At 69.8% G+C, this 22,473-nt stretch carries 25 protein-coding genes and 1 pseudogene; 14 read left to right on the top strand and 12 right to left on the bottom strand.

From position 1 onward, the window contains the following. Positions 1–50: 50 nt before the first annotated feature. Positions 51–1,226 (top strand): MalY/PatB family protein, encoded by a 1,176-nt coding sequence (locus AC1DMN_RS15495; RefSeq protein ID WP_477229142.1) that lies wholly within the window; start codon positions 51–53, stop codon positions 1,224–1,226. Then, positions 1,223–2,659: an MFS transporter gene (locus AC1DMN_RS15490; protein ID WP_441975851.1), complete on the top strand. Its 1,437-nt coding sequence runs from the start codon at positions 1,223–1,225 to the stop codon at positions 2,657–2,659. The genes AC1DMN_RS15495 and AC1DMN_RS15490 overlap by 4 nt, the downstream gene beginning before the upstream one ends. On the opposite strand, the gene AC1DMN_RS15485 is transcribed toward AC1DMN_RS15490, so the two are convergent. After that, on the bottom strand, positions 2,622–3,194 hold the full coding sequence (locus AC1DMN_RS15485) for a TetR family transcriptional regulator (protein ID WP_477384533.1): 573 nt from the start codon (positions 3,192–3,194) through the stop codon (positions 2,622–2,624). The two genes, AC1DMN_RS15490 and AC1DMN_RS15485, sit on opposite strands and share 38 nt — an antisense overlap. Positions 3,195–3,293: 99 nt before the next feature. On the opposite strand from AC1DMN_RS15485, the gene AC1DMN_RS15480 reads away from it, so the two are divergent. The 4 genes from AC1DMN_RS15480 to abc-f all read left to right on the top strand — a co-directional run bounded on the left by AC1DMN_RS15480 (position 3,294) and on the right by abc-f (position 6,850). Then, entirely contained in the window at positions 3,294–3,863 is a 570-nt protein-coding gene (locus AC1DMN_RS15480; protein WP_477229140.1) for a biotin transporter BioY, read from the top strand. Continuing rightward, the gene (locus AC1DMN_RS15475; RefSeq protein ID WP_477229139.1) at positions 3,853–4,530 is read left to right on the top strand and encodes an energy-coupling factor ABC transporter ATP-binding protein; all 678 of its coding nucleotides are present in this window, start codon (positions 3,853–3,855) and stop codon (positions 4,528–4,530) included. The genes AC1DMN_RS15480 and AC1DMN_RS15475 overlap by 11 nt, the downstream gene beginning before the upstream one ends. 10 nt (positions 4,531–4,540) lie before the next feature. After that, a complete protein-coding gene (locus tag AC1DMN_RS15470) occupies positions 4,541–5,143 on the top strand; it encodes an energy-coupling factor transporter transmembrane component T family protein (RefSeq protein WP_441975855.1) in 603 nt (200 codons plus the stop codon). Positions 5,144–5,251: 108 nt separating this feature from the next. Next, the gene (gene abc-f, locus AC1DMN_RS15465) at positions 5,252–6,850 is read left to right on the top strand and encodes a ribosomal protection-like ABC-F family protein (RefSeq protein ID WP_477384531.1); all 1,599 of its coding nucleotides are present in this window, start codon (positions 5,252–5,254) and stop codon (positions 6,848–6,850) included. Positions 6,851–6,907: 57 nt separating this feature from the next. Here the strand turns inward: abc-f and AC1DMN_RS15460 are convergent, their stop codons facing one another. The 4 genes from AC1DMN_RS15460 to AC1DMN_RS15445 all read right to left on the bottom strand — a co-directional run bounded on the left by AC1DMN_RS15460 (position 6,908) and on the right by AC1DMN_RS15445 (position 8,922). Continuing rightward, positions 6,908–7,738, bottom strand: a complete 831-nt coding sequence (locus AC1DMN_RS15460; protein ID WP_440731692.1) for an SURF1 family cytochrome oxidase biogenesis protein — start codon at positions 7,736–7,738, stop codon at positions 6,908–6,910. Further along, positions 7,735–7,884, bottom strand: coding sequence for a hypothetical protein (locus AC1DMN_RS15455; protein ID WP_440731693.1), 150 nt, complete (start codon positions 7,882–7,884; stop codon positions 7,735–7,737). Before AC1DMN_RS15455 ends, AC1DMN_RS15460 begins: the two co-directional genes overlap by 4 nt. A gap of 65 nt (positions 7,885–7,949) precedes the next feature. Then, positions 7,950–8,282 (bottom strand): DUF3099 domain-containing protein, encoded by a 333-nt coding sequence (locus tag AC1DMN_RS15450; protein ID WP_441975857.1) that lies wholly within the window; start codon positions 8,280–8,282, stop codon positions 7,950–7,952. A gap of 76 nt (positions 8,283–8,358) precedes the next feature. Next, complete coding sequence (locus AC1DMN_RS15445; RefSeq protein WP_477229138.1) at positions 8,359–8,922, bottom strand: DUF4190 domain-containing protein; 564 nt, start codon at positions 8,920–8,922, stop codon at positions 8,359–8,361. Positions 8,923–9,054: 132 nt separating this feature from the next. Between AC1DMN_RS15445 and fabG the strand changes: the two genes are divergently transcribed. Beyond that, on the top strand, positions 9,055–9,765 hold the full coding sequence (fabG, locus tag AC1DMN_RS15440) for a 3-oxoacyl-ACP reductase FabG (RefSeq protein WP_440731696.1): 711 nt from the start codon (positions 9,055–9,057) through the stop codon (positions 9,763–9,765). Between the two features lie 39 nt (positions 9,766–9,804). On the opposite strand, the gene AC1DMN_RS15435 is transcribed toward fabG, so the two are convergent. From AC1DMN_RS15435 to AC1DMN_RS15425, 3 genes and pseudogenes are all read right to left on the bottom strand, one after another. Beyond that, on the bottom strand, positions 9,805–10,497 hold the full coding sequence (locus AC1DMN_RS15435) for an alpha/beta fold hydrolase (protein ID WP_477229137.1): 693 nt from the start codon (positions 10,495–10,497) through the stop codon (positions 9,805–9,807). 74 nt (positions 10,498–10,571) lie between these two features. Continuing rightward, the gene (gene serB / locus AC1DMN_RS15430; protein ID WP_441975860.1) at positions 10,572–11,207 is read right to left on the bottom strand and encodes a phosphoserine phosphatase SerB; all 636 of its coding nucleotides are present in this window, start codon (positions 11,205–11,207) and stop codon (positions 10,572–10,574) included. A gap of 64 nt (positions 11,208–11,271) precedes the next feature. Continuing rightward, positions 11,272–12,439 (bottom strand): annotated as a pseudogene (locus AC1DMN_RS15425) (glucose-1-phosphate adenylyltransferase). Between the two features lie 46 nt (positions 12,440–12,485). Between AC1DMN_RS15425 and glgA the strand changes: the two are divergent. From glgA to AC1DMN_RS15410, 3 genes are all read left to right on the top strand, one after another. Continuing rightward, the gene (gene glgA, locus AC1DMN_RS15420; RefSeq protein ID WP_477384529.1) at positions 12,486–13,682 is read left to right on the top strand and encodes a glycogen synthase; all 1,197 of its coding nucleotides are present in this window, start codon (positions 12,486–12,488) and stop codon (positions 13,680–13,682) included. A 4-nt stretch (positions 13,683–13,686) separates the two neighbouring features. Further along, the gene (locus AC1DMN_RS15415; RefSeq protein WP_477229135.1) at positions 13,687–14,469 is read left to right on the top strand and encodes an ABC transporter ATP-binding protein; all 783 of its coding nucleotides are present in this window, start codon (positions 13,687–13,689) and stop codon (positions 14,467–14,469) included. An 85-nt stretch (positions 14,470–14,554) separates the two neighbouring features. Next, on the top strand, positions 14,555–14,812 hold the full coding sequence (locus AC1DMN_RS15410) for a type B 50S ribosomal protein L31 (RefSeq protein WP_233309421.1): 258 nt from the start codon (positions 14,555–14,557) through the stop codon (positions 14,810–14,812). A 51-nt stretch (positions 14,813–14,863) separates the two neighbouring features. Here the strand turns inward: AC1DMN_RS15410 and AC1DMN_RS15405 are convergent, their stop codons facing one another. Together AC1DMN_RS15405 and AC1DMN_RS15400 are read right to left on the bottom strand one after the other, a co-directional pair. Then, positions 14,864–15,106: a hypothetical protein gene (locus AC1DMN_RS15405; RefSeq protein WP_477384527.1), complete on the bottom strand. Its 243-nt coding sequence runs from the start codon at positions 15,104–15,106 to the stop codon at positions 14,864–14,866. A gap of 75 nt (positions 15,107–15,181) precedes the next feature. Next, entirely contained in the window at positions 15,182–15,928 is a 747-nt protein-coding gene (locus AC1DMN_RS15400) for an exonuclease domain-containing protein (RefSeq protein WP_441975864.1), read from the bottom strand. Between the two features lie 90 nt (positions 15,929–16,018). Between AC1DMN_RS15400 and AC1DMN_RS15395 the strand changes: the two genes are divergently transcribed. After that, positions 16,019–16,945 (top strand): alpha/beta fold hydrolase, encoded by a 927-nt coding sequence (locus tag AC1DMN_RS15395; protein ID WP_441975865.1) that lies wholly within the window; start codon positions 16,019–16,021, stop codon positions 16,943–16,945. Here the strand turns inward: AC1DMN_RS15395 and AC1DMN_RS15390 are convergent. Beyond that, a complete protein-coding gene (locus AC1DMN_RS15390) occupies positions 16,905–17,390 on the bottom strand; it encodes an Lrp/AsnC family transcriptional regulator (RefSeq protein ID WP_477384525.1) in 486 nt (161 codons plus the stop codon). The genes AC1DMN_RS15395 and AC1DMN_RS15390 overlap by 41 nt on opposite strands. Positions 17,391–17,549: 159 nt before the next feature. On the opposite strand from AC1DMN_RS15390, the gene AC1DMN_RS15385 reads away from it, so the two are divergent. From AC1DMN_RS15385 to AC1DMN_RS15375, 3 genes are read left to right on the top strand one after another with little or no spacing between them, the layout of a single operon-like run. After that, the gene (locus tag AC1DMN_RS15385; protein WP_477384524.1) at positions 17,550–18,659 is read left to right on the top strand and encodes a thiamine pyrophosphate-dependent enzyme; all 1,110 of its coding nucleotides are present in this window, start codon (positions 17,550–17,552) and stop codon (positions 18,657–18,659) included. Position 18,660: 1 nt separating this feature from the next. Next, positions 18,661–19,671 (top strand): alpha-ketoacid dehydrogenase subunit beta, encoded by a 1,011-nt coding sequence (locus tag AC1DMN_RS15380; protein ID WP_440731707.1) that lies wholly within the window; start codon positions 18,661–18,663, stop codon positions 19,669–19,671. Then, complete coding sequence (locus tag AC1DMN_RS15375; RefSeq protein ID WP_441975868.1) at positions 19,668–21,056, top strand: dihydrolipoamide acetyltransferase family protein; 1,389 nt, start codon at positions 19,668–19,670, stop codon at positions 21,054–21,056. Before AC1DMN_RS15380 ends, AC1DMN_RS15375 begins: the two co-directional genes overlap by 4 nt. Positions 21,057–21,089: 33 nt before the next feature. Here the strand turns inward: AC1DMN_RS15375 and AC1DMN_RS15370 are convergent, their stop codons facing one another. Further along, on the bottom strand, positions 21,090–22,370 hold the full coding sequence (locus tag AC1DMN_RS15370; protein WP_440732426.1) for an MFS transporter: 1,281 nt from the start codon (positions 22,368–22,370) through the stop codon (positions 21,090–21,092). Positions 22,371–22,473: the final 103 nt, after the last annotated feature.

The following is a 22,473-nucleotide window of genomic DNA, read 5'->3' as shown; positions in this document are numbered from 1 at the left end:
GTATGACGGCGTCAGACCCTTCGGCGTTCCCGCGTCGATAGTCTCGAAGGGTGACTTTCGCCGCCGCACGCACCCCAGCCCTCCGCGCGCTGCCGCTCGAACAGCTTCGTCGCCGCTCCAGCACCAAATGGCGTACCTATCCGGACGACGTGCTGCCGCTGTTCGTGGCGGAGACGGACTTCCCCCTGGCCGAAGCGATCACCGAGCGTCTGCACCAGGCGATCGAGCTGGGCGACACCGGATACACCCCGCCCGACCCCGGCCTGCGGGACGCGTTCGTCGCGTACGCGCAGCGCCGGTTCGGCTGGAGCGTGCAGGGCTCGCACATTAGATCCACGTGCGACGTGATGATGGGCGTGGTCGAGATCCTGCGCGCGGTGCTGGCACCGGGGGACCGGGTGGTCGTGGCGCCGCCGGTGTATCCGCCGTTCTTCGACTGCATCGAGGAAGCCGGCGGCGTCGCGGAGCGCGTGCCGCTCCTGGACTCGGACGGATCCTGGGTCCTCGACGTCGACGGCATCGAACGCGCCCTCGCCGGCGGTGCGCGCGCCGTGCTGCTGTGCAACCCGCACAACCCCACCGGCACGGTGCACAGCCGCGCCGTGCTGGCGCGGCTGGCGGAGATCGCCGCGGCACACGGGGCCGTCGTGGTGAGCGACGAGATCCACGCGCCGTTGGTGCAGCCGGGAATCGACTTCACGCCGTTCCTCGCCGCGTCACCGCTCGCGGCGGAGATCGGCTACGCGGTCACCAGTGCGAGCAAGGCATACAACCTCGCCGGGTTGAAATGCGCGATCATGGTCACCGCGAGCGAGCAGACCGCCGCTGTGGTGCGCGGACTGCCGCCCGAGGTGGAGTGGCGCACGGGCCTCTTCGGCGCAATGGCGGCGGTAGCCGCCTGGGATCCCGCGAGCGACGCCTGGCTGGACGGCCTCCTCGTCGCCCTCGATGAGAACAGGCGACTGCTCGGTCGACTGCTCGCCGAGCACATCCCGGGTGCACGCTACCGCCTCCCGGATGCGGGCTATCTCGCCTGGGTCGACCTCCGCGACCTCGGCTGGGGCGACGACCCCGCCGGCCGGATACTGCGCGAGGCGAAGGTCGCGCTCAACCGCGGACCGACATTCGGCGCGGAAGGACGCGGGCATGTCCGCATCAATCTGGGCTGCTCGCCGGAGGTGCTGACCGAAGCCGTGCTCCGGATCGCGGCGCTGGTGCGCGGGTGACCACGCCGGCCCCCGCCGCGACCATCTGGGACCGCCACCGACTCGGCATCACGGTCGGATCCGTCGTGCTCATCTTCCTCGGCGCCATCGAGGCGCTGGCGGTGACGACGGTCATGCCGCTGGTCGCGGCCGATCTGCACGGTGATGCGCTGTACGCGGTGGCCTTCGCCGGGACGCTGGCGACCGGCGTCATCGGCATGGTCGCCAGCGGGGCATGGAGTGACAGGGTCGGCCCGAGGGCGCCGCTGTACACGGCCGTCGCGCTGTTCATCGTGGGGCTGGTGATCGCGGGGGCCGCCACCGACATGTACACGCTGGTGCTGGGCCGGCTCATCCAAGGACTCGGCGGTGGCGGGCAGACGGTCGCACTGTACGTCGTGGTGGCGCGGGTCTACCCTCCGTCACTGCACGGGCGCATCTTCGCCGCCTTCGCGGCCGCCTGGGTCGTCCCGTCGATGATCGGCCCGTTCCTCGCCGGTGCCGTCGCGCAGTTCGTGCACTGGCGCTGGACCTTCCTCGGCGTCGCCGTGCTGAACGTGATCGCATTCCTGCTCGTCATCGTCCGGCTCCGCGCCGTCGACCTGCGCACGCAACAGGATCACGCCGCCCCTGCGGACACGGCGCCGTCCGCAGGGCGGATCGGCGTCCGGATCCTGCTCTCCGTCGTCGTCGCGGTCGCCGCGGTCGCCGTCGGGTTCGCCTCCGATGCCGCCCCTGCCGTCGGCTGGCCCGTCGCCCTCGCGGCGATCGTCGCCATCGCCCTCGCGATCCGCCCCTTGCTTCCGTCCGGGGCGCTGCGTGCGGCGCCGGGACTTCCCAGTGTCGTGCTGATGCGCGGCCTCGTCGCCGGTGCGTTTTTCGCGGCAGAGGCCTACGTGCCCAGGATGCTCATGGAGCGGTTCGATTTCAGCCCCACCATCGCCGGACTCGCCCTGACCACGTCCGCCCTCGCCTGGTCGGCGGCGTCCGCCGTGCAGGGACGGTACGGCGAGAGGCTGGGCAGCCGACGGATGGTCGTCATCAGCCTGACGCTGCTGTCGGCGTCGCTGCTCGGGCTCGTCGCCCTCGCCGTCACGAGGTCGATGCCGTGGGCGGTCGTGGTGCTCTGGGGGATCGCGGGCGGCGGAATCGGGCTGCTCTACCCCCGTCTGAACGTGCTCACGCTGGCCTACTCGACGCCTGCGGACGAAGGGTTCAACTCCTCGGCGCTCTCGATCTCGGATTCGACGGGATCCGCGGTGACGATCGCCCTCGCGGGGCTGCTGTTCGTGAGCCTGCCGATCGGCGGTTCGGGGTTCCCTGCGGTGTTCGCCGTGTCGGCAGCCGCCATCGTGATCGCGGTGCTGCCCGGGCTGCGGATCGGGGACGGACCCGGTGCGACCGACGCGGATGCCGTCAGCGCGGTGTCGAGGTCAGATCCGCACCGCGGCTGAGCAGGGTGATCCCCGCGTCGAACACCGCGGCGTCATGGCCACCGCGGTCCAGGGCGCCCRTGGAACTCGCGGCGCCATAGCTCTCGCCGTGCATGCGCTGCTGCACGAGGGTGGTGTGGCCCAGGATGAACTGCAAGACGGCCGTGGCCGCGAGACCCGCGTCGGGAAGCGTCGGCGACAGCGCCGCGCGGAGCGCGTCCTCTGCGCGGGAGGGCCCGGGACGCAGAGCCGCGGAGCTCATGACGACCTCGGCGCCGTCGCGGTACGACAGCAGGGCATCGCGTACGGCGTGCGCCGCATCGAGCAGGTCCTCACCGGGGGTCGGTTCGGGGATGCCCGCGAGGATCCGGTCCGAGACGGCTGACAGCAGGTCCTGCTTGCTGTCGAAGTGCCAGTAGAGGGCACTCGCCTGCACCTCGAGCTCCGTGGCGAGGCGTCGCATGGTCAGATCAGGCAGGCCATAGCGGTCGAGCAGCTCGAGGGCGACGCCGATGATCTGCTCGCGATCGTGGCGTCCGGTGCGCGCAGGGGTCATGCGGATGAGTATACTGAACGCCGTTCAGGTGAACACTGTTCAGGAAGCGCGCCGGCCGTGACCGATCCGCCGCGCGCATGCAGATCCGAAGGGGAACCCATGACCTCGACCTCCCGTCCGTGGGGCGCCGACGCCGCCCGCATCGCCGTCTTCGCAGCGCTGATCATCGCACTGGGGCTCGTGATCTTCCCGCTGCCCGGGGGAGTGCCGATCACCGAACAGACGCTCGGCGTCATGCTCGCCGGCCTGATCCTCGGTCCGCGTCTGGCGCCGTTGTCCGTGCTCGCCGTCCTCGCCCTGGCCGCGATCGGCCTTCCGGTGCTGGCGGGCGGCCGAGGCGGCCTGGGGGTGTTCGTCGGTCCGAGCGCAGGGTACTTGCTGGGCTGGATCGCGGGCGTCGTCGTGATCGGACTGGTCCTCGGTTCGCGTCGTGTCACGTGGTGGCGAGCGGGTCTGGCCGCCGTGCTCGGGGGTATCGGAGTCGTGTACCTGTTCGGGATCCCCGTACAGGCGCTCGTCACAGGCGTACCGCTCGGCGCCACGGCGCTGTCGAGTCTCGTCTTCCTTCCGGGAGACCTGATCAAGGCGGCCGCCGCCACCGTGCTGTGCGTCGCGCTGCAGCGGGCTTATCCGCGGGCGTTCCTGCGGACGGCTGCGCGTGTCGCCTGACGTCGAGCTCAGCGCGGTCTCGCTGCAGCTGGACGGGCGGACGATCCTCGACGACGTGTCGATGACGCTGACGGCGCGAAGGACCGCCGTGATCGGCGCGAACGGATCCGGCAAGTCGAGTCTCGTCCGGCTGCTGAACGGGCTTCACGTCGCGACGACCGGATCCGTGCGCGTGGCAGGCCTGGATCCGGCGCGGAACACGCGCGAGGTGCGACGCCGGGTGGGCTTCGTGTTCGCGGATCCGGAGGCTCAGATCCTGATGCCGACGCCCGCGGAGGATCTGGCGCTGTCGCTGCGGGGCCTCCCCGCGGATGAGCGCACCGCGCGCGTGGAGGAGGCGCTGGACTGGTGCGGCCTGGGCGCGCTGCGCGACGCGCCCGCGTCGGAGCTCTCCGGTGGTCAGAAGCAACTGCTCGCCCTGGCCTCGGTGCTGATCGGCCGTCCGGAGCTCGTCGTCGCCGACGAGCCCACCACGCGCCTGGACCTGCGCAACAGCCGCCGCATCGGCGATGCGCTGCTGCAGCTGGAGGCGCCTCTCGTCCTGGTGACCCATGACCTCGACCTCGCCGGGCGCTGTGATGAGGTCGTGCTGATCGAGCAGGGGCGCGTGCTCGCGCAGGGCGCGCCGGACGACGTGATCTCCGCATACCTGCAGGTCTGCGCCTGAGGGCCCTGGGATGATCTCGCTCTACCGTCCCGGATCCGGCTTCCTGCACCGGACGCCCGCGGGGGTCAAGCTCGCGCTCCTGGCGCTGAGTGCGTTCTCCTTCTCGTTCGTCCCGGCGACGCAGGGCGCCGGCATCGCCGTCGGCGGTGCGGCGGCGGCGATCAGCGCGCTGTTCCTGCTGGGCGGGCTCGGCGCTCGCGCTCTGGGGGAGGCCTGGTGGCGTCTGCGCTGGTTGGTGCTCATCCTGGGCGCGACGCTCGTGGTCTTCGTGGGCATCCCGGCGGCGATCGTGAACACGGGTCGGCTCGTTGCGCTCCTGCTGCTGGCCGAACTGCTCACCCGCACCACATCGACCAGCGAGCTGATGGCGGTCATCGCATGGCTGCTCCGACCGCTGCGACCGCTCGGGGTCAACCCCGAGGCCGTGGCCCTCGTCCTGTCGCTGACTCTCACGATGGTCCCGGTCGTCGGCGGCTTCGTGCGCCGCGTCCGCGAAGCGCAGGAAGCCCGCGGTGTGCGACTGGGGCCGCGGATGGCTGTTCCCCTGCTCGTGCGCACGCTGCGGCACGCCGACGCGGTGGGGGAGGCCCTCGCCGCGCGGGGGCTGGACTGAGGCCCGCTCGTCCCGTCCCCGGCACGCAGATCCGGCCCAGCCACGCGTCCTATACTGGGAGGCTGGCCATCCGGCCGCTCACCCCCTTCTGAAGAACGGACGTCTGCTGTGCTCGCCGTGCACGATCTCGAGATCCGCGTGGGAGCGCGTCTCCTCATGGAGAACGTCTCCTTCCGCGTCGCCGACGGCGACAAGATCGGTCTCGTCGGCCGCAACGGCGCCGGCAAGACCACGCTCACGAAGGTGCTGGCAGGAGATCTGATCTCCGCCGACGGCAAGGTGGAGCGCAGCGGTGAGCTCGGGTACCTGCCGCAGGATCCTCGTTCCGGCGATCCGGAGATGCTCGCACGCACCCGGATCCTGGATGCACGCGGCCTCGGCTCCCTGCAGCTCGGCATGCGCGAGGCTTCGGAGCAGATGGGCTCGTCGGATCAGGCCGTCGCCGAGAAGGCGATGAAGCGATTCGGGAACCTGACCGAGCGGTTCGAGGCGCTGGGTGGCTACGCCGCCGAGGCGGAGGCCGCGTCGATCGCGAACAACCTGTCGCTGCCGGACCGGATCCTCGACCAGCCGCTCAAGACGCTCTCCGGCGGTCAGCGGCGGCGCATCGAGCTTGCCCGGATCCTGTTCTCCGATGCCGAGACCATGATCCTGGACGAGCCCACCAACCACCTCGACGCGGACAGCGTGGTGTGGCTGCGCGAGTTCCTGAAGGGTTACAAGGGTGGGCTGATCGTGATCAGCCACGACGTGGAGCTCGTCGGCGAGACGGTGAACCGGGTGTTCTACCTGGATGCGAACCGTCAGATGATCGACATCTACAACATGAACTGGAAGAACTACCTGCGCCAGCGGGTGGCCGATGAGGAGCGCCGCAAGAAGGAGCGTGCGAACGCCGAGAAGAAGGCGACCTCGCTGCAGCAGCAGGCCGCCCGGTTCGGCGCGAAGGCGAGCAAGGCTGCCGCCGCGCATCAGATGGTCGCCCGTGCGGAGAAGCTGCTTTCGGGGCTCGACGAGGTGCGCCAGGTCGAGCGCGTCGCCAAGCTGCGCTYCCCGAAGCCGGCGCCCTGCGGCAAGACCCCGCTCATGGCCTCGGGGCTGTCGAAGTCCTACGGTTCGCTGGAGATCTTCACCGATGTCGACCTGGCGATCGACCGCGGCTCGAAAGTCGTCGTACTCGGTCTCAACGGCGCCGGCAAGACGACGCTGCTGCGCATACTCGCAGGGGTCGACCAGCCCGACACCGGTCAGCTCGAACCCGGGCACGGCCTCAAGGTCGGCTATTACGCGCAGGAGCATGAGAACCTCGACGTCTCCCGCTCGGTGCTGGAGAACATGATGTCGGCCGCCCCCGACATCAATGAGACCGAGGCGCGCAAGGTGCTGGGATCGTTCCTGTTCACCGGCGACGACGTGCTCAAGCCGGCGGGCGTGCTCTCCGGTGGCGAGAAGACCCGTCTGTCACTCGCGACGCTGGTCGTCTCGGCGGCGAACATGCTGCTGCTCGACGAACCCACGAACAACCTCGACCCGGCCTCTCGCGAAGAGATCCTGGGTGCGCTCGCGCACTACGAGGGCGCCGTCGTGCTCGTCTCCCACGACCCCGGTGCGGTGCAGTCGCTCAACCCGGAGCGGGTGCTGATCCTGCCCGACGGTGTCGAGGACATCTGGTCCCAGGAGTATCAGGACCTCATCGAGCTCGCCTGACGCTCGACCGCCGTCGCTCTCGGAGCGGCGACGACGCGGAGGTGCGAATCGAGCGCCTCAGTGCTGCTCGACGGCGTCCAGCAGGGCGTCCTCGTCGGCCATGTCGCGGTCGCGGCGGCGCCGCGGCCCGCGCGGGGCGCGACCGGCGGCCTCGTCGCGGTGCTTGACGACCTCGGTGCGGATCACGTATCCGATGAAGATGAAGCCCATGATCGCGAACAGGATCCACTGGATCGCGTAGGAGAGGAACGGACCGGGGTCGTCGGAGGGTGCTTCGAAGGCGTGCGGGCGGGTGGCCGGCGCAGGGGACTCGCTGACGAGTTCTCCGTATGCGCCGGTGTCGACGGCGGACCCGTCGCCGATCTTGTCCGCCACGAGTGCGAGGTTGATGCTGGGCACCTGGCCCTCAGGGGCCCCGCGGCCCGACGGCGGCAGCGGTTCGGCGGGACGCAGCCGTGCGACCACCGTGGCTTCTCCGGCGGGAGGCGCCGGGATCGACGTCGGCACGTCGGATCCGTCCCCGGCGATCACCCAGCCGCGATTGACGATGAACACGCGTCCGTCGTCGGTGCGGAACGGCACGAGCACTTCGAAGGCACTGGTGCCGCCGTGCGGTCGGTTGCGCACCAGCAGCTGTCCCGATGGCTCGTACCGGCCGTGCAACTCGACCGGGTGCCACTGCGCCTTCTCGGGAAGAGCCTCTCCCGGCGCCAGCATTTCGCCGAGCGGCACGGGCTTCGCATGGTAGTTCTGCTGCACCAGCTCGAGCTGCGTCTGACGGCCGTCATTGCGGGAGAACTGCCAGTTCGACAGATAGGCGCACACGACCGCGAAGACGAGTGCGACGGCGAGGTACGCGCTCCAGCGGAGCAGGCGCTGGCGCATCATTCGAGTTCGCCCTCACCCACGGCCGTGTCGATGCGCGCCGGGAAGTCGCGGGCGCGCAGATAGTCGTACAGGAACCTCAGGTGCTCGCCGCACGCGAGCCACACCTTCTCCCTCTCGGGTCCGTGGATTCGCGGGTTGCGCCACACGATCCGATGCGTCGCCGCCGCGCGACAGCCGGCACGCGAGCATTTCAGGACGGGTTCCCTGGGGTTCACGAGCGCGGCTCGGCGGGATGCGCGACGGTCTCGGAGATCGTGATCACCGGGGGCTCCTGCGACGCGGAGGGCCGCTCCTCGGCAGGGGCCTCGATCTCGATGCGCGGCGATTCGACGCCGGTGGGTACGGAGTCGTCGCCGGCATTGGCGAAGACGACCGCGATGTACGGCAGCACGGCGGCGGCGATGCCGAACGCCCAGGTCCACCAGCCCATCGGCTGCACCACGAACATCAGCACGAAGCAGATCATGCGGATCGACATCGTGATCACGTAGTGGCGCACACGATTCCTCGCCTCGTCACGCGGTGCGCGCGGGAGGGAGGTCACGGCGGCGTCTGGAGTCCTTCTCACGATGACTCCAGCCTACGCCGCCGCGACCGGGCGGGATGCCGGGGGCGGCGGATCAGTAGCTGCTGCTGCCCTGCGAGATGCCGTAGATGATCAGCAGGAGGAAGCCCACGCCGATGATCAGGTTGAGGACCGCGCCGACGTAGCCGAGCACGAGGCCGGTGATCGCGAGAGCCTTGCCGCCGAGCGCCGAATCACGCTTGATCTTCCCCAGAGCCATGTGGCCCGTGATGATCGCGGTGAGCGATGCGAGGAAGGGGATCACGATGTAGGCGAGCCAGCACAGGAGTACGCCCGCGATGCCGCAGATGAGAGCCGTGATCGCAAGGCCGTTCGACTTCAGCGGCGCAGCGTACGGCTGGCCGTACGGCTGCGCATACGACGGCGCGGGGTATCCGGGGGACGCGGGGGCGGCACCCGGATAAGACGGCGCAGTCGACTGCTGCGGCGCGGGGTAGGCCGGCTGCTGCGGGGCCGAGGCCGGGTAGCCCGGCGCCGGCGGCACCGGAGCCTGCGGGGCGGCGGCCGGGTAGGCGGGCTGCTGCGGGGGCACCGGCGCGCCGGGATAGGCGGGGGGCTGCTGGCCCTGGGGCGGGATGCCGCCGTTGTCGTTGCTCATGCTGCTCCTCGCGGTCGATCACAGAGACTGGTCACCTCACAGATTCGCGTGCCGTCAGGGCTCTGTCAATTCCTGCCGCCACTTCCGCTCGATAGGCTTGCGTGCCGTACACCTCGATTCTTGGGAGCCCGCATGAGCACTGATCGCGTCGTCCTCGTCACCGGCGGAAACCGCGGCATCGGTCGCGCGATCGCCGAGCGCTTCGTGCGTGACGGCTACCGCGTCGCCGTCACCGCGCGCAGCGGCGAAGGTCCCGAAGGCACACTGACCGTGCGCGCCGACGTCACCGACGCGGCGGCCGTGGACGCGGCGTTCACGGAGGTCGAGCAGAAGCTCGGCCCCGTGGAGATCGTCGTCGCGAACGCGGGCATCACGAAGGACACGCTGCTGCTGCGGATGAGTGAGGACGACTTCGACAGCGTCGTCTCGACGAACCTGGGCGGATCGTTCCGCGTCGTGAAGCGCGCGTCGAAGGGGATGCTCAAGGCGCGGTTCGGTCGGGTGATCCTCATCTCCAGCGTGGTCGGGCTCTACGGCTCGGCGGGGCAGATCAACTACGCCGCGTCGAAGAGCGGGCTGGTCGGCTTCGCGCGCTCCCTCACCCGCGAGCTCGGCGCCCGCGGGATCACCGCGAACGTCGTCGCGCCCGGATTCATCGAGACCGACATGACCGCCGAGCTGCCCGAGGACACGCAGAAGCAGTACAAGGCCAGCATCCCCGCGGGCCGCTTCGCCTCGGCCGACGAGGTGGCCGGGGTGGTCACCTGGCTCGCCTCCGATGACGCCGCATACATCTCCGGCGCCGTGATCCCGGTCGACGGCGGCCTCGGCATGGGGCACTGAAGCAGTCCTGACGGGCCGAGCCGGCGGGGATCGCTGCTGTCAGTGCACAGCCGCGACCAGGAGCTCTGCGAGCCGCTCCGGCGCCGAATACTGCGGCCAGTGGCCGGATCCGATCCGCACGACCTCGGCGTTGCGGATGCTGCGGTATTCGTCGCCGTACGAACCCCACTGCTCGAGGTATCCCTCGAGTTCGGGCTGAGTGAGCGATCCCATGAGCAGCGTCACAGGCACGTCGTAGCGACGCGGATCCGTGAGCGCGATCGGATCCGTCGGCACCTGTGCCGGCACGCTCTGCGCGGTCTGGGCAGCCGCCGCCCGCGCCCGGGCATCGAGGTCGGCGACGTCATCGGCGTCGAAGAAGTCCCAGCCCGGGAACGGGATCACTCCGTCGACGACGGGGAACTCGCTGATGCCGCTGCCGGGCGGAGGCGGGACGGTGTCGACGAACACGGCGCGATGCACGCGATCGGGCCGGGCGTCGACGGCGCTCCAGATGACGTTGCCGCCTCCGGAATGGCCGACGAGCACCACATCGCCCGCGGATTCGTCGATCGCGGCGACCACCGTGTCGACCCAGTCGCTCATGCGGATGCCGGACGATTCCGGCGCAGGGACGCCGGCTCCGGGCATGGTCAGCGGGCGCGGCGTATGACCGGCGGCGCGAAGCGGTTCGAGCACGGGTGCCCACGAGTCGGCGTCGAGCCACAGGCCGGGAACGAGGAGGATGTCCATGGATCCACGCTAAGCAGGCCCACCGACAAAGCGCCAGACCCGGCGCCGTCCGGTCTGGCGACACGGGTGTGCTATCAGGGGAGCAGCGGGATGACCTCGGACAGGTCGACAGGGCCCACCACGAGCGAGGCCGCGGCGCGGACGGCGGGCTTGGCGTTGAAGGCCAGACCGAGCCCGGCCGCGGCCATCATCTGCAGATCGTTCGCTCCGTCGCCGATCGCGATCGTGGCGTGCGGCGCGACGCCCAGCTCGGCGGCCCATTCCCGCAATGAGGCCGCCTTGGCCGCGGCGTCCACGATGTCTCCGTCGACCCGTCCGGTCAGGGCGTCGCCGCGGACTTCGAGACGGTTGGCGCGCCACCGGTCCACGCCGAGTGCGGGCGCGACGGCGTCGAGGATCTCGTGGAAACCGCCCGAGACCACGCCGACCACGCCGCCGCGCTCGTGCACCGCTGCGATGAGCTCGCGCACGCCAGGGGTGGGCTGGATGCGGCTCCGCACACGCTCGAACGCCGCTGTGGGGACTCCCGCCAGCGCGTCCACGCGCGAGCGCAGACTCGTTGCGAAGTCGACCTCCCCGCGCATGGCGGCCTCGGTTGCGGCCTGCACCTCGGCGCGGCGCCCGGCCTCGTCCGCGAGGAGCTCGATCACCTCGTTGCGGATCAGCGTGGAATCGGCATCGAGGACGACGAGGAAGCGCGCGGAAGTCACTCGACGAGCGTAGCGGCCGGGGTCGGCCGTCTCCGCCGCTGTGACGATCACGGCAGGGGAGTGGTCAGCGCTCGATGCGCTGCCCCTTGCCCACCACCGTGAGCCCGGTCTCCGTGATCGTGAAGCCGCGCTCGAGATCGCGCTCACGATCGACGCCCACGGTCGCACCGTCCAGCAGCACCACGTTCTTGTCCAGGATCGCCCGGTGCACGCGCGCGCCCTGGCCCACCCTCACCCCGTCGAAGAGCACGGAGTCGGTGATGGTCGATCCGCCAGCGGCGAGGGTCCAGGGGCCGACCACGCTGCGCTCCAGGTGTGTGCCGGAGAGCACGGATCCGAGCGAGACGATGGAGTCGATCGCGTTTCCGATCCGCCCCACGGAGTCCCGCACGAACTTCGCCGGCGGCGAGTTCACCGCCTGGGAGTGGATCGGCCACTCCATGTTGTAGAGGTTGAAGATCGGCAGCGTCGAGATGAGATCCATGTGCGCGTCGAAGAACGACTCGATCGTGCCCACATCCCGCCAGTAGGAGCGATCGCGCGGGGAGGAACCGGGAACCTCGTTCTGCTTCATGTCGTAGAACCCGGCCTCGCCGCGGTTCACGAAGTACGGGATGATGTCGCCGCCCATGTCATGGTCGGACCCTGCGAGCTCGCCGTCGGCCTCGACGGCCTCGATGAGAGCGTCGGCGTCGAACACGTAGTTGCCCATCGAGGCCAGCACCTCGTGCGGCGAGTCCGGCAGCCCGGTCGGATCGGAGGGCTTCTCCAGGAATTCGTTGATGCGGCCGGAGTCATCGCCCGCGACGTCGATGACGCCGAACTGCGAGGCGAGTGCGAGCGGTTGACGGATGCCGGCGACTCACGACCACGATGTCCGGCTTCTCATCCAGGATCAGGTTCAGGCTCTGCAGGATCGCGTCGGCGGAACCGGAGAACCAGCGCTTGCCGAGACGCTGCTGAGCGGGCACCGAGGTGACGTAGGAGTCGAGCAGCGCGGACATCCGCCACGTCTGCGAGATATGCCGATCCAGGCTGTGCGATTTGTACTGGGTGAGCACCACGATCTGCCGCAGTCCCGAGTTGATCAGGTTGGAGATCGCGAAGTCGATCAGCCGGTACTGCCCGCCGAACGGCACGGCGGGCTTGGCCCGATCCGCCGTCAGAGGCATGAGTCGCTTGCCCTCGCCGCCGGCGAGGATGATCCCGAAAACCTTCTTTGGTGCCGACATGCGTCCACCATAGAGCCCCGTCGCCGCGATGTACTACCTTCAGGACATGCGCGTCGACATCATCACCAAGGAGTACCCGCCCGAGATCTACGGAGGGGCCGGCGTGCACGCCGCAGAACTGGTGAAAGCGCTGCGCGGGAGCGTCGACGTACGGGTCAGGGCGTTCGGTGCGGACAGGGATGAACAGGGGGTTACGGCTTATCGGACTCCTGCCGAACTCGCCGATGCGAACGCCGCACTGCAGACGCTCGGCACGGATCTCGACATGGTGCCGGACATCGCCGGGGCCGACGTGGTGCACAGCCACACCTGGTACGCGAACTTCGCCGGGCACATCGCCTCGCAGCTGCACGGCATCCCTCATGTGCTCACCGCGCACAGCCTGGAACCGCTGCGTCCGTGGAAGGCSGARCAGCTCGGCGGCGGCTATGCSGTCTCGAGCGGCRTSGARMGGCTCGCATACGAGAACGCGGCCGCGATCATCGCGGTGAGCGGMGGCATGCGCAACGACATCCTGCGCGCGTACCCGCAGGTGGACCCGGCGAAGGTGCACGTGATCTACAACGGCATCGACGTCGACGCCTGGCAGCCGGTCGACGATCCCGCGGTTCTCGCGAAGCACGGGATCGACCCGTCGCGGCCGTCCGTCGTCTTCGTCGGACGCATCACTCGGCAGAAGGGCCTGCCGTATTTCCTCCGCGCCGCCGAGAAGCTGCCCCCTGAGGTGCAGCTCGTGCTCTGCGCGGGAGCACCGGACACCCCGGAGATCCTGGATGAGGTGCGCGGTCTGGTGGCCGAGCTCACCGCGACCCGCACCGGGGTGGTCTGGATCGAGGAGTTCCTTCCGCGTCACGAGCTGTCCGCCATCCTCACTGCCGCCACGACGTTCGTCTGCCCATCGGTGTACGAGCCGCTGGGCATCGTGAACCTCGAGGCGATGGCCTGCGGCGCCGCGGTCGTGGGCACTGCGACAGGAGGCATACCCGAGGTGGTCGTCGACGGCGTGACAGGACGGCTGGTACCGATCGAGCAGGTGCAGGACGGCACSGGGACGCCCGTGGATCCGGACCGCTACGTGTCGGATCTTGCCGCCGTGCTGACCGAGGTCGTCTCGGATCCGGAGCAGGCTCGGGCATATGGTGAGGCGGGTCGGCGCCGTGCGGCGGAGGAGTTCAGCTGGGCCGCGATCGCCGACACGACGACGGCGCTCTACGAGGAGCTCACGGCCCGACCGATAGGCTGAGGGCATGTCTGCCGTCCTCGAATTCTCGGACGTCGTGGTGCGCCGCGACGGACGCAACATCGTCGATCATCTCTCCTGGACCGTCGAGGACGACCAGCGCTGGGTCGTGCTGGGGCCGAACGGCGCGGGCAAGACGACGCTCCTTCAGCTCGCAGACACGCTGATGCACCCGACGCAGGGCCGGGTGGACATCCTGGGGGAGACTCTCGGGCGGGCCGACGTCTTCGAGATCCGTCCGCGGATCGGTTTCGCCTCTTCGGCGATGGCCCGCCGGATCCCTGCCGATGAGACCGTGCTGAACACCGTCATGACGGCGGCGTACTCCGTGATGGGGCGGTGGAACGAGTCGTACGAGTCGATCGACGAGCGCCGTGCGATGCGGGTGCTCGAGCAATGGCACCTGGAGCACCTCGCCGAACGTCACTTCGGCACGCTCAGCGACGGCGAGCAGAAGCGCGTGCAGATCGCCCGAGCCGTGATGACCGACCCGGAACTGCTGCTGCTGGACGAGCCCAGCGCGAGCCTCGACCTCGGCGCACGCGAGGAGCTGCTCGCGTTGCTCGGCGGATTCGCGCAGTCGCCCACGACGCCGGCGATGGTGATGGTGACCCATCACGTCGAGGAGATCCCCGTCGGGTTCACGCACGTGCTGCTGCTGCGCGACGGCGCGATCGTCGCGGCGGGGCCGATCGAGCAGACCCTCACCGCAGAAGCGCTGAGCGAGGCCTTCGGCATGTCCATCTCGCTGGACCGGGCCGACGGGCGGTACGCGGCGCGCGCCGCGTGATCTGTTAGAATCGATCCTTGGTGCTCATTGCGCCACAGACTTCCCTCGCCCCTGGCACAATCCAGGGCACCACGTAAGGAATCCCATGAAGACTGACATCCACCCCACGTACCAGGCCGTCGTGTTCCGCGACCTCGGCTCGGGCGACACCTTCCTGACCCGTTCGACGGTCACGAGCGACAAGACGATCGAGCTGGACGGCGTGGAGTACCCCGTCATCGACGTCGAGATCTCCTCGGCCTCGCACCCGTTCTACACGGGCAAGCAGCGCATCATGGACTCGGCCGGACGCGTCGAGAAGTTCAACCAGCGCTTCAAGAACTTCGGCGGTTCCTCCAAGTAATCGCCTCTGCGAAGGCCCCCGTCCTCGATCGAGGCGGGGGCTTTCCGTTGTCTATGCGGCGCCCGGGCCGTCGACGGCGGGCGCCGTCGAGCGGATCGTCTCGAGGGCGAAGCGGATGCCGTCGATCTTGCCCTCTGCGTGCCGGATCACGCGTCGGAAGCGATTCTTGCGCTTCGGCTCCTGAGCGAACGTCATGTGCAGGAAGTCGATGACCGTCTGCATCCTCTCGATCTCGTGTTCGAGCATCTCGATGCGCTCGGTGTCGGTCGTCATGGCGATCGCGTCTCCCTCCATCGGGTAACCCTCCATTTTACGACCCGGACCGTGGAGGCGGTATGGCGCCGGGTTCTTCGCGATCGAGCGGCAGCGTCAGAAGGATCCCGCGGGGGCGTGACGGCGGGAGGAATCGTCGTCGCGGACGGGCCAGCGGCCGTCGACGCGTTCGGTGGGCTCGATCCGGCCTATCCGCACGAAGTAGTCGGTCAGGCTCGCGGCCTGCGCACGTGCCCAGCCGATCTGCCGGGTGTGCAGCTCGCCTGCGCTCTCCGGCAGGGGGAAGCGCTGCGCGAGTGCCTGCGCGACCCGCCCTGCCGCGACGGCGTCGGCCGAGGCGTCGTGCGCGCCGGTCAGATCGACGCCGTAGTGCGCGGCCACGATCTCCAGGGTCCGCTTGCCCGGCCGGTACCGGTCGTAGGTCTTGTCGATGATCAATGGGTCGATCACCGGGGAGGGGTTCTCCAGGGGCGAGATCCGGTGCCGACGCGCCTCATGAGCGAGCAGGGAGAAATCGAAGGCCGCGTTGTACGCCACGACCGGGACGCCCTGATCGAGCAGCGACCGCAGTGCGGCCACTACCCCGGCGACGACCTGCGCAGCAGGGGAACCGTCGCGGTACGCGCGTTCGGACGTGATGCCGTGGATCGCCGTGGCACCGGCGGGGATGGGGATCCCCGGGTCTGCCAGCCAGGTGCGGGCCGCGATCTCTGCGCCGTGGTGGTCGAGCACACCGACGTGCGCGGTGACGATGCGATCCCGGGTGACGTCGATCCCGGTGGTCTCCAGGTCGAACACTCCGACGCGGGTCAACCAGGGCGGAAGGGGCGTCGAAGCGGTCATGACGCCACCGTAGGGTGCGGCTCGGACATCGCCGTTCCGGCACGCGGCAGTGCGCTCAGGCGATGCCGATCCCGCCCGTAGACTCGATGCATGCCCGCACCCTCGCCCTATGCTGCGCGTCTGGATCGCATCGCGGTGCACCGGCAGGAGGCCGAGGTCCTCGGCGGGCGTACGGCGTATTGGAGCTACGGCCCCGACGACGCCGAGGTCACCGTGCTGGCAGTGCACGGCTTCCGTGGCGAGCACCACGGGCTGGAGCCCGTTGTCGCGCACCTGCACGGTGCCGGTGGGGCAGGCTTCGCCGCCGGGATCCGCGTGATCATGCCTGATCTGCCGGGGTTCGGTGAGACCGCGCCGCTGCCCGGCCGCGTGCACGACATCGATGCGTACGCGCAGTGGCTCATCGACTTCGCCGCGGAGGTGGCTCCCGGAGCCGTGATCCTCGGGCATTCGTTCGGTTCGATCGTGGCCTCTGCCGCTGTCGCCGGCGGGCTGGAGACCCCGCGGCTGATCCTGGTCAACCCGATCGGCGCGCCGGCACTGGAGGGTCCGAAGGCTGTGCTCACGCGTCTCGCGATCCTCTACTACGCGCTCGGTGCGCGGCTGCCCGAGGGCATCGGCACCGAGCTCCTGCGCAACAGGATCATCGTGCGGGGCATGAGCATCGCCATGGCGAAGACCCGGGATCCCGAACTGCGCCGGTTCGTGCACGACCAGCACGACACGTACTTCTCACGGTTCGCTGACCGCGGGGTCCTGAGTCAGGCCTTCCGCACGAGTGTCTCGCACGATGTCCGGGAGTTCGCGCCGCACATCGCCGTCCCGACGCTGCTGATCGCGGCGCAACGCGACGACATCACGCCGATCGAGGCGGAGCGGCGCCTGGCGACGCTGTTCCCCGACGCCGAGCTCGTCGAGATCGCACACGTCGGGCACCTGATCCACTACGAGACACCGGCCGAGGCGGCGGGAGCGATCAGACGCTTCCTCCGGCCTCTCGCCGTGCCAGCCCCATAAGACCACCGACGCGGAACGGGATGACCTCGCCCATCGCGAGCGAGGTCTCGGTCCGCTCGACGCCGTCGATCGAGAGGATGCGGGCGTCGGTGTCGAAGAGATGGCGGGCGTCGCGGCACGCGACCAGGGCGAGCAGATCGATCGASCCGCTCAGCCCGTGCGCCTGCACGACCTCCGGCACGCGCGCGAGCTCCGCGATGATCCRCGGCAGCTCGGTCTGACGGACGCCGATGCTCACGAACGCCTGCAACGGGTAGCCGATCACGGCGGGGGAGAAGGCGCGCTCGTAGGGGAGGAACACGCCGGTCTGGTCGAGGCGGGCCATCCGAGCCTGGATCGTGTTTCGGGAGAGCCGCAGCTTCTCGGCCATTGCGACCACGGTGGTGCGAGGGTCGGCCGAGAGCATCTCGAGGATGTCGAGATCGGTGCGATCGAGGGTTGCCATGTTGCCAAAGGCTAGCACCCTGCTCAGGGCGTTGATTTGGCAACATGCTCAGGACCTGCGGGAATGCTTGAGCGACGTGTCAAGCGGACGTACTCTYAAGGCAAAGCGAAGACGCACCGGATCCTTCTCACGAGGGCGGATCCACTGAGGAGGACGAAGATGTCAACCCACCTTGATCCGATCACCGTCACCGGCATCGGCCTGGACGAACCGGCCGGCCTCATCGACGCCCACGGCCGTCGCCGCAATGACACGCGTCTGACCCCGTACGTGGCCGACATCAGCTCCGCACAGCTGCTSTCSCTGCTGCGCGACATGATCGTGCTGCGCMGSCTCGAYWMCGAGGGTGTCGCRCTGCAGCGYCAGGGWCAGCTCGGCCTGTGGGCCCCGTGYCAGGGCCAGGAAGCTGCGCAGATCGGCTCCGCCCGCGCCCTTAAGAACGACGACGTGGTGTTCCCGAGCTACCGCGAGACCGGCGTGATGCTGGCGCGCGGGGCGCAACCCGGCGACTACGTGCGGATGTGGCGCGGTGAGGAAGGCTCCGCCTACGACCCCGCCGTGATGCACATGGCTCCGCTGCAGATCATCATCGGCGCGCAGACCCTGCACGCGGTCGGCTACGCGCTCGGCATCCTGCACGACGGCTCCGACCAGGTCGCGGTCACGTACTTCGGCGACGGGGCCACCAGCCAGGGCGACGTCAACGAGGCCATGGTCTTCGCCTCCTCCTACCGCGCCCCGGTCGTCTTCATCTGCCAGAACAACCACTGGGCGATCTCCGAGCCGGTCGCCGTGCAGTCGCAGCATCCGATCGCCGGACGCGCCCCCGGCTTCGGCATCCCCAGCATGCGCGTGGACGGCAACGACGTGCTCGCGGTGTTCGCCGCGACCCGCTGGGCTCTCGAGCAGGCCCGTGGCGGAACCCCGGCGTTCCTGGAGCTGGTCACATACCGTATGGGTCCGCACACCACGGCTGACGACCCGACCCGCTATCGGGACCCGGCCGAGCTCGAGTACTGGCGCGGCAAGGATCCGCTGGCGCGTGTGGAGGCCCTGCTGCGCGCCGAGGGTGCGCTCACCGACGAGATCGCCGCGGGCTTCGCGGCGGAGGCCGATGAGGCCGCCATGCAGATGCGGGCGGCCTGCCTCAGCCTCAGGACGCGCGAACCGCTCGCCGTGTTCGACGGGGTGTACGCGGAACCGCACACCGGCATCGCCGAGGAGCGCGCCGACTACGAGCGCTACCTCGCGACTCTCGCGGAGGTGTGACATGGCGCAGATGACGATGGGCAAGGCGCTCGGCGCCGCCCTCCGGCAGTCGCTGGCGGCAGATCCGAAGGTCGTGCTGCTCGGCGAGGACATCGGCAAGCTCGGCGGAGTCTTCCGCATCACGGACGGGCTGCTGGACGAGTTCGGCGCGGAGCGGGTGATCGACACTCCGCTGGCGGAGTCCGGAATCGTCGGCACCGCGGTCGGCCTTGCCATGCGCGGCTACCGCCCGGTCGTCGAGATCCAGTTCGACGGATTCGTGTATCCCGCCTTCGACCAGATCGTGTCCCAGGTCGCGAAGCTGCATTACCGCACGCAGGGCACCGTCCCGATGCCGATCACGATCCGGATCCCCTGGGGCGGCGGCATCGGCGCGGCCGAGCACCATTCCGAGTCGCCCGAGGCGTACTTCGTGCACACCGCAGGGCTCCGCGTGGTCGCCGTGTCGAATCCTCAGGACGCGTACACGTGCCTGCGCCAGGCCATCGCCAGCGACGACCCGGTCATCTTCTTCGAGCCCAAGCGGCTCTACCACGCCAAGGGCGAGGTGGACCTGGAGACCCCACTTGCGGACGCGGCACCGATGGGGCTCGCCCGAGTGGTGCGCGACGGTACCGACGTCACCGTTGTGACCTACGGTGCGATGGTGCGCACCGCGCTCGATGCGGCCGAGGCCGCCGAGGCGGAGGGACGGTCGCTCGAGGTGATCGATCTGCGCTCGCTGTCGCCGGTCGACTACGCCACGGTGTGTGCCTCGGTGCGCCGCACCGGTCGCGTCGTGGTCGTGCACGAGGCCGCGCGCGAGGCGGGGGTCGCCGCCGAGGTCATCGCCAGCATCACCGAGAAGTGCTTCACCTGGCTCGAGGCGGCACCGCTGCGCGTCACCGGCCACGACATCCCCTACCCGCCCGCGAAGCTGGAGAAGTTCCACCTCCCCGACCTCGACCGGATCCTCGACGCGGTCGACCGGGTCTGCGACGACGAGCAACTGCTGGAAGGGGTCGACCGATGAAGCAGGAGTTCCTTCTCCCCGACCTCGGTGAGGGCCTCACCGAGGCGGAGATCGTGCAGTGGCTGGTCGCCGAGGGCGACACCGTCACCTTGAACCAGACGCTCGCCGAGGTGGAGACCGCCAAGGCCATCGTCGAACTGCCCTCACCGCACGCCGGCGTGATCACGTCGCTGCACGCCGCCGCCGGCGACGTCGTTCCGGTCGGCGCCCCGCTGGTGGGCTTCGAGATCGAAGGTCAGGCTGCCACGGCCCCCAAGGCTCCGGCGTCCGCCGAGGTCGAGGAGGGCTCAGGGCCGAACCTCGTCGGCTACGGTGCGGCGCCGTCGAACGGCCGCCCGCAGCGTCGTGCCCGCCGGGCCGCGGCCGGATCCGCGTCCGCGACGACCACGGTAGCCTCCGACGTCGACGTGCGCGTCGCCGCACCGCACGATGACATCGTGGTCGTCCCCGCGCCGCCCGTGCGCGGGGAGCGTCCGCGTTCGACGCCGCCGGTGCGGGCCTACGCGAAGAGCCTGGGCGTGGACCTCGCGCTCGTCTCCGCCGAGCTGGGCGACCGGGTGATCACCCGCGCGGACGTGGACGCCTACCGTGAGCGCGTCGGGCAGCGCGGCGCAGGCGCGCCCGCCGAGACGACTGCAGCTCCGGCGCCGACCGCAGCGCCCGCCCGCGCCGCCAGGGGGGAACGGGCGACCACCCGCGTCCCGATCAGGGGCGTGCGCAAGCACACCGCCGAGGCGATGGTGCAGAGCGCGTTCACCGCACCGCACGTGACCACGTTCCACACGGTCGACGTCACCGCGACGACCGAACTGATCGCCTCGCTGCGGGCGAGCGCCGCACCGGACGCACCGCGCATCGGAGTGCTCACCGTGGTCGCGAAAGCCGTCTGCCTCGCGCTCGCGTCCTATCCCGGGCTGAACTCGCGGTGGGACGGCGAGGCGGGCGAGATCGTGCAGCAGCATTTCGTGGACCTCGGCATCGCCGCCGCCACCGAGCGCGGGTTGATCGTGCCCATCATCCGCGATGCCGAACGGATGCCGCTCGGTGAACTCGCGGCGGCGGTCGCCGAGCTGACCCGCACGGCGCGGAGCGGCAAGACCCCGCCGGCCGATCTGGTCGGCGGCACGTTCTCGCTCACCAACATCGGCGTGTTCGGGATCGATGCCGGCACCCCGATCCTGCCGCCGGGGCAGACCGGGATCCTCGCGCTCGGCGCGGTGCGGCGCATGCCGTGGGAGCACAAGGGCGAGATCGCGCTGCGCGACGTCATGACGCTCAGCTTGTCCTTCGACCACCGGATCGTGGACGGGGCCGAGGGGGCGCAGTTCCTGAAGGCCGTCGCCGACGTGCTGCAGGAGCCCGGCCGGGCGATGCTGCTGGGCTGAACGTGACTGACCGCGTGGTCCCGGGCCGCGCGGTCAGCGGTTCCGGGGGCGGTCCAGCCCGAGCACCCGCCGGGTCAGGCGCCGTTCCCGCACGATGAAGACGGTGCCGAGCACCCAGAGCGGGACCTGGGTGAGGAACGCCCAGCGGAACGCATCGAGCGAGTAGGTGGCGGGCGTGCCCGCGCCCTGCAGGTCGAGCGCGAGGCCGATCAGGAAGATCGCGATGAGTGCGGCGAGGAAGCCCCCGCCGTTGACCACTCCGGTGGCGGTGCTCAGCCGATGCTGGGGGTTGTGCGTGCGCGCGTGGTCGAACGCGACCATCGAGGCCGGGCCGCCGGTCGCCAGCGCGATGGCCAGCAGGATGAGCAGCCACAGTGGAGCCGTGCCCGGCCACAGGATCACACCGAGCCAGACGAGCACCTGGAGGGCGATCGTCGGCAGCACGAGCATCAGCGATCGGCTCGTCGGATGGCGCGCCGACAGCGTTCCGAGGACAGGACCGAACAGGATCCCGAAGAACACGTAGACCGTCGTCACGAGCGAGGCCGCGCCGATCGAGAGGCCCTCGCCGCTCGTGAGGAACGGGATGCCCCACAGCATCATGAAGGCCGTACCGGCGAACGGCGTCGTGAAGTGGGTCCAGAATCCGAGTCGGGTCCCGGGATGCGCGAGAGCTTCACGCAGGGAGACGCGCAGATCCGCCTGAGAGGTGACGACGCGAATCGCGCCGGTGTCGGTGTTGACCGAGACGTCCTCGGTCAGCTCGGGCGGGCGGTTGCGGATCAGGGCGAATACGAGGACCGTGAACAGCACGCCGAGCCCCGCGAGAGAGCCGAACGTGACGGACCACGTGGTGGAGTGCAGCAGGACGGGCAGGGGGAGCAGCGCGACGAGCTGACCGAGCTGGCCGACGATCCCGGTCAGCTGGGCCATCAGCGGGCCGCGCTGCGCGGGGAACCAGATCGCGACGAGGCGCAGCACGCCGGGGAAGATCGCGGCGTCGCCGGCGCCGAGGATCATGCGCGCGACGATCGCGACCCCGACGTTCGGCGCGAACGCCATCACGAGCTGGCCGACGGCCATGAGCAGCATGCCGGCGACCATGATCGGCCGGGATCCGAAACGGTCCAGCAGCAGACCCACGGGGATCTGCATGAGCCCGTACACCGCGAGCTGGAGCACCGCGAAGAGCGACAGCGTCGACGCGTCGGCCTGGAACAGGTGCGCGGCGTCCACTCCGACGGCGGACAGGGACGTGCGGTTCGTGATCGACAGCACGTAGGCCGACACGCCCACGATCCAGATCAGCCACATCCGCCAGGTCGGTGCAGGGGCGGGATTCACGGCTCTCCTCGGGATCGGCGGCGTCTTCGATCCTACGCCCGACCTCGTTCCCGACCGGGTCGCCGCCCCACGG

Source organism: Microbacterium sp. 01T413_2, from assembly GCF_056398985.1.
Note: the sequence above shows the minus strand (reverse complement) of the source record. Positions and strands in the feature narration are given on the sequence as shown.

Coding starts and splice junctions, on each gene's coding strand:
- AC1DMN_RS15480 (WP_477229140.1), top strand. CDS start 3,294: ATGACCTCGACCTCCCGTCCGTGGGGCGCCGACGCCGCCCGCATCGCC.
- AC1DMN_RS15470 (WP_441975855.1), top strand. CDS start 4,541: ATGATCTCGCTCTACCGTCCCGGATCCGGCTTCCTGCACCGGACGCCC.
- AC1DMN_RS15460 (WP_440731692.1), bottom strand. CDS start 7,738: ATGATGCGCCAGCGCCTGCTCCGCTGGAGCGCGTACCTCGCCGTCGCA.
- AC1DMN_RS15445 (WP_477229138.1), bottom strand. CDS start 8,922: ATGAGCAACGACAACGGCGGCATCCCGCCCCAGGGCCAGCAGCCCCCC.
- fabG (WP_440731696.1), top strand. CDS start 9,055: ATGAGCACTGATCGCGTCGTCCTCGTCACCGGCGGAAACCGCGGCATC.
- AC1DMN_RS15435 (WP_477229137.1), bottom strand. CDS start 10,497: ATGGACATCCTCCTCGTTCCCGGCCTGTGGCTCGACGCCGACTCGTGG.
- AC1DMN_RS15415 (WP_477229135.1), top strand. CDS start 13,687: ATGTCTGCCGTCCTCGAATTCTCGGACGTCGTGGTGCGCCGCGACGGA.
- AC1DMN_RS15410 (WP_233309421.1), top strand. CDS start 14,555: ATGAAGACTGACATCCACCCCACGTACCAGGCCGTCGTGTTCCGCGAC.
- AC1DMN_RS15405 (WP_477384527.1), bottom strand. CDS start 15,106: ATGGAGGGAGACGCGATCGCCATGACGACCGACACCGAGCGCATCGAG.
- AC1DMN_RS15400 (WP_441975864.1), bottom strand. CDS start 15,928: ATGACCGCTTCGACGCCCCTTCCGCCCTGGTTGACCCGCGTCGGAGTG.
- AC1DMN_RS15395 (WP_441975865.1), top strand. CDS start 16,019: ATGCCCGCACCCTCGCCCTATGCTGCGCGTCTGGATCGCATCGCGGTG.
- AC1DMN_RS15380 (WP_440731707.1), top strand. CDS start 18,661: ATGGCGCAGATGACGATGGGCAAGGCGCTCGGCGCCGCCCTCCGGCAG.
- AC1DMN_RS15375 (WP_441975868.1), top strand. CDS start 19,668: ATGAAGCAGGAGTTCCTTCTCCCCGACCTCGGTGAGGGCCTCACCGAG.
- AC1DMN_RS15370 (WP_440732426.1), bottom strand. CDS start 22,370: ATGTGGCTGATCTGGATCGTGGGCGTGTCGGCCTACGTGCTGTCGATC.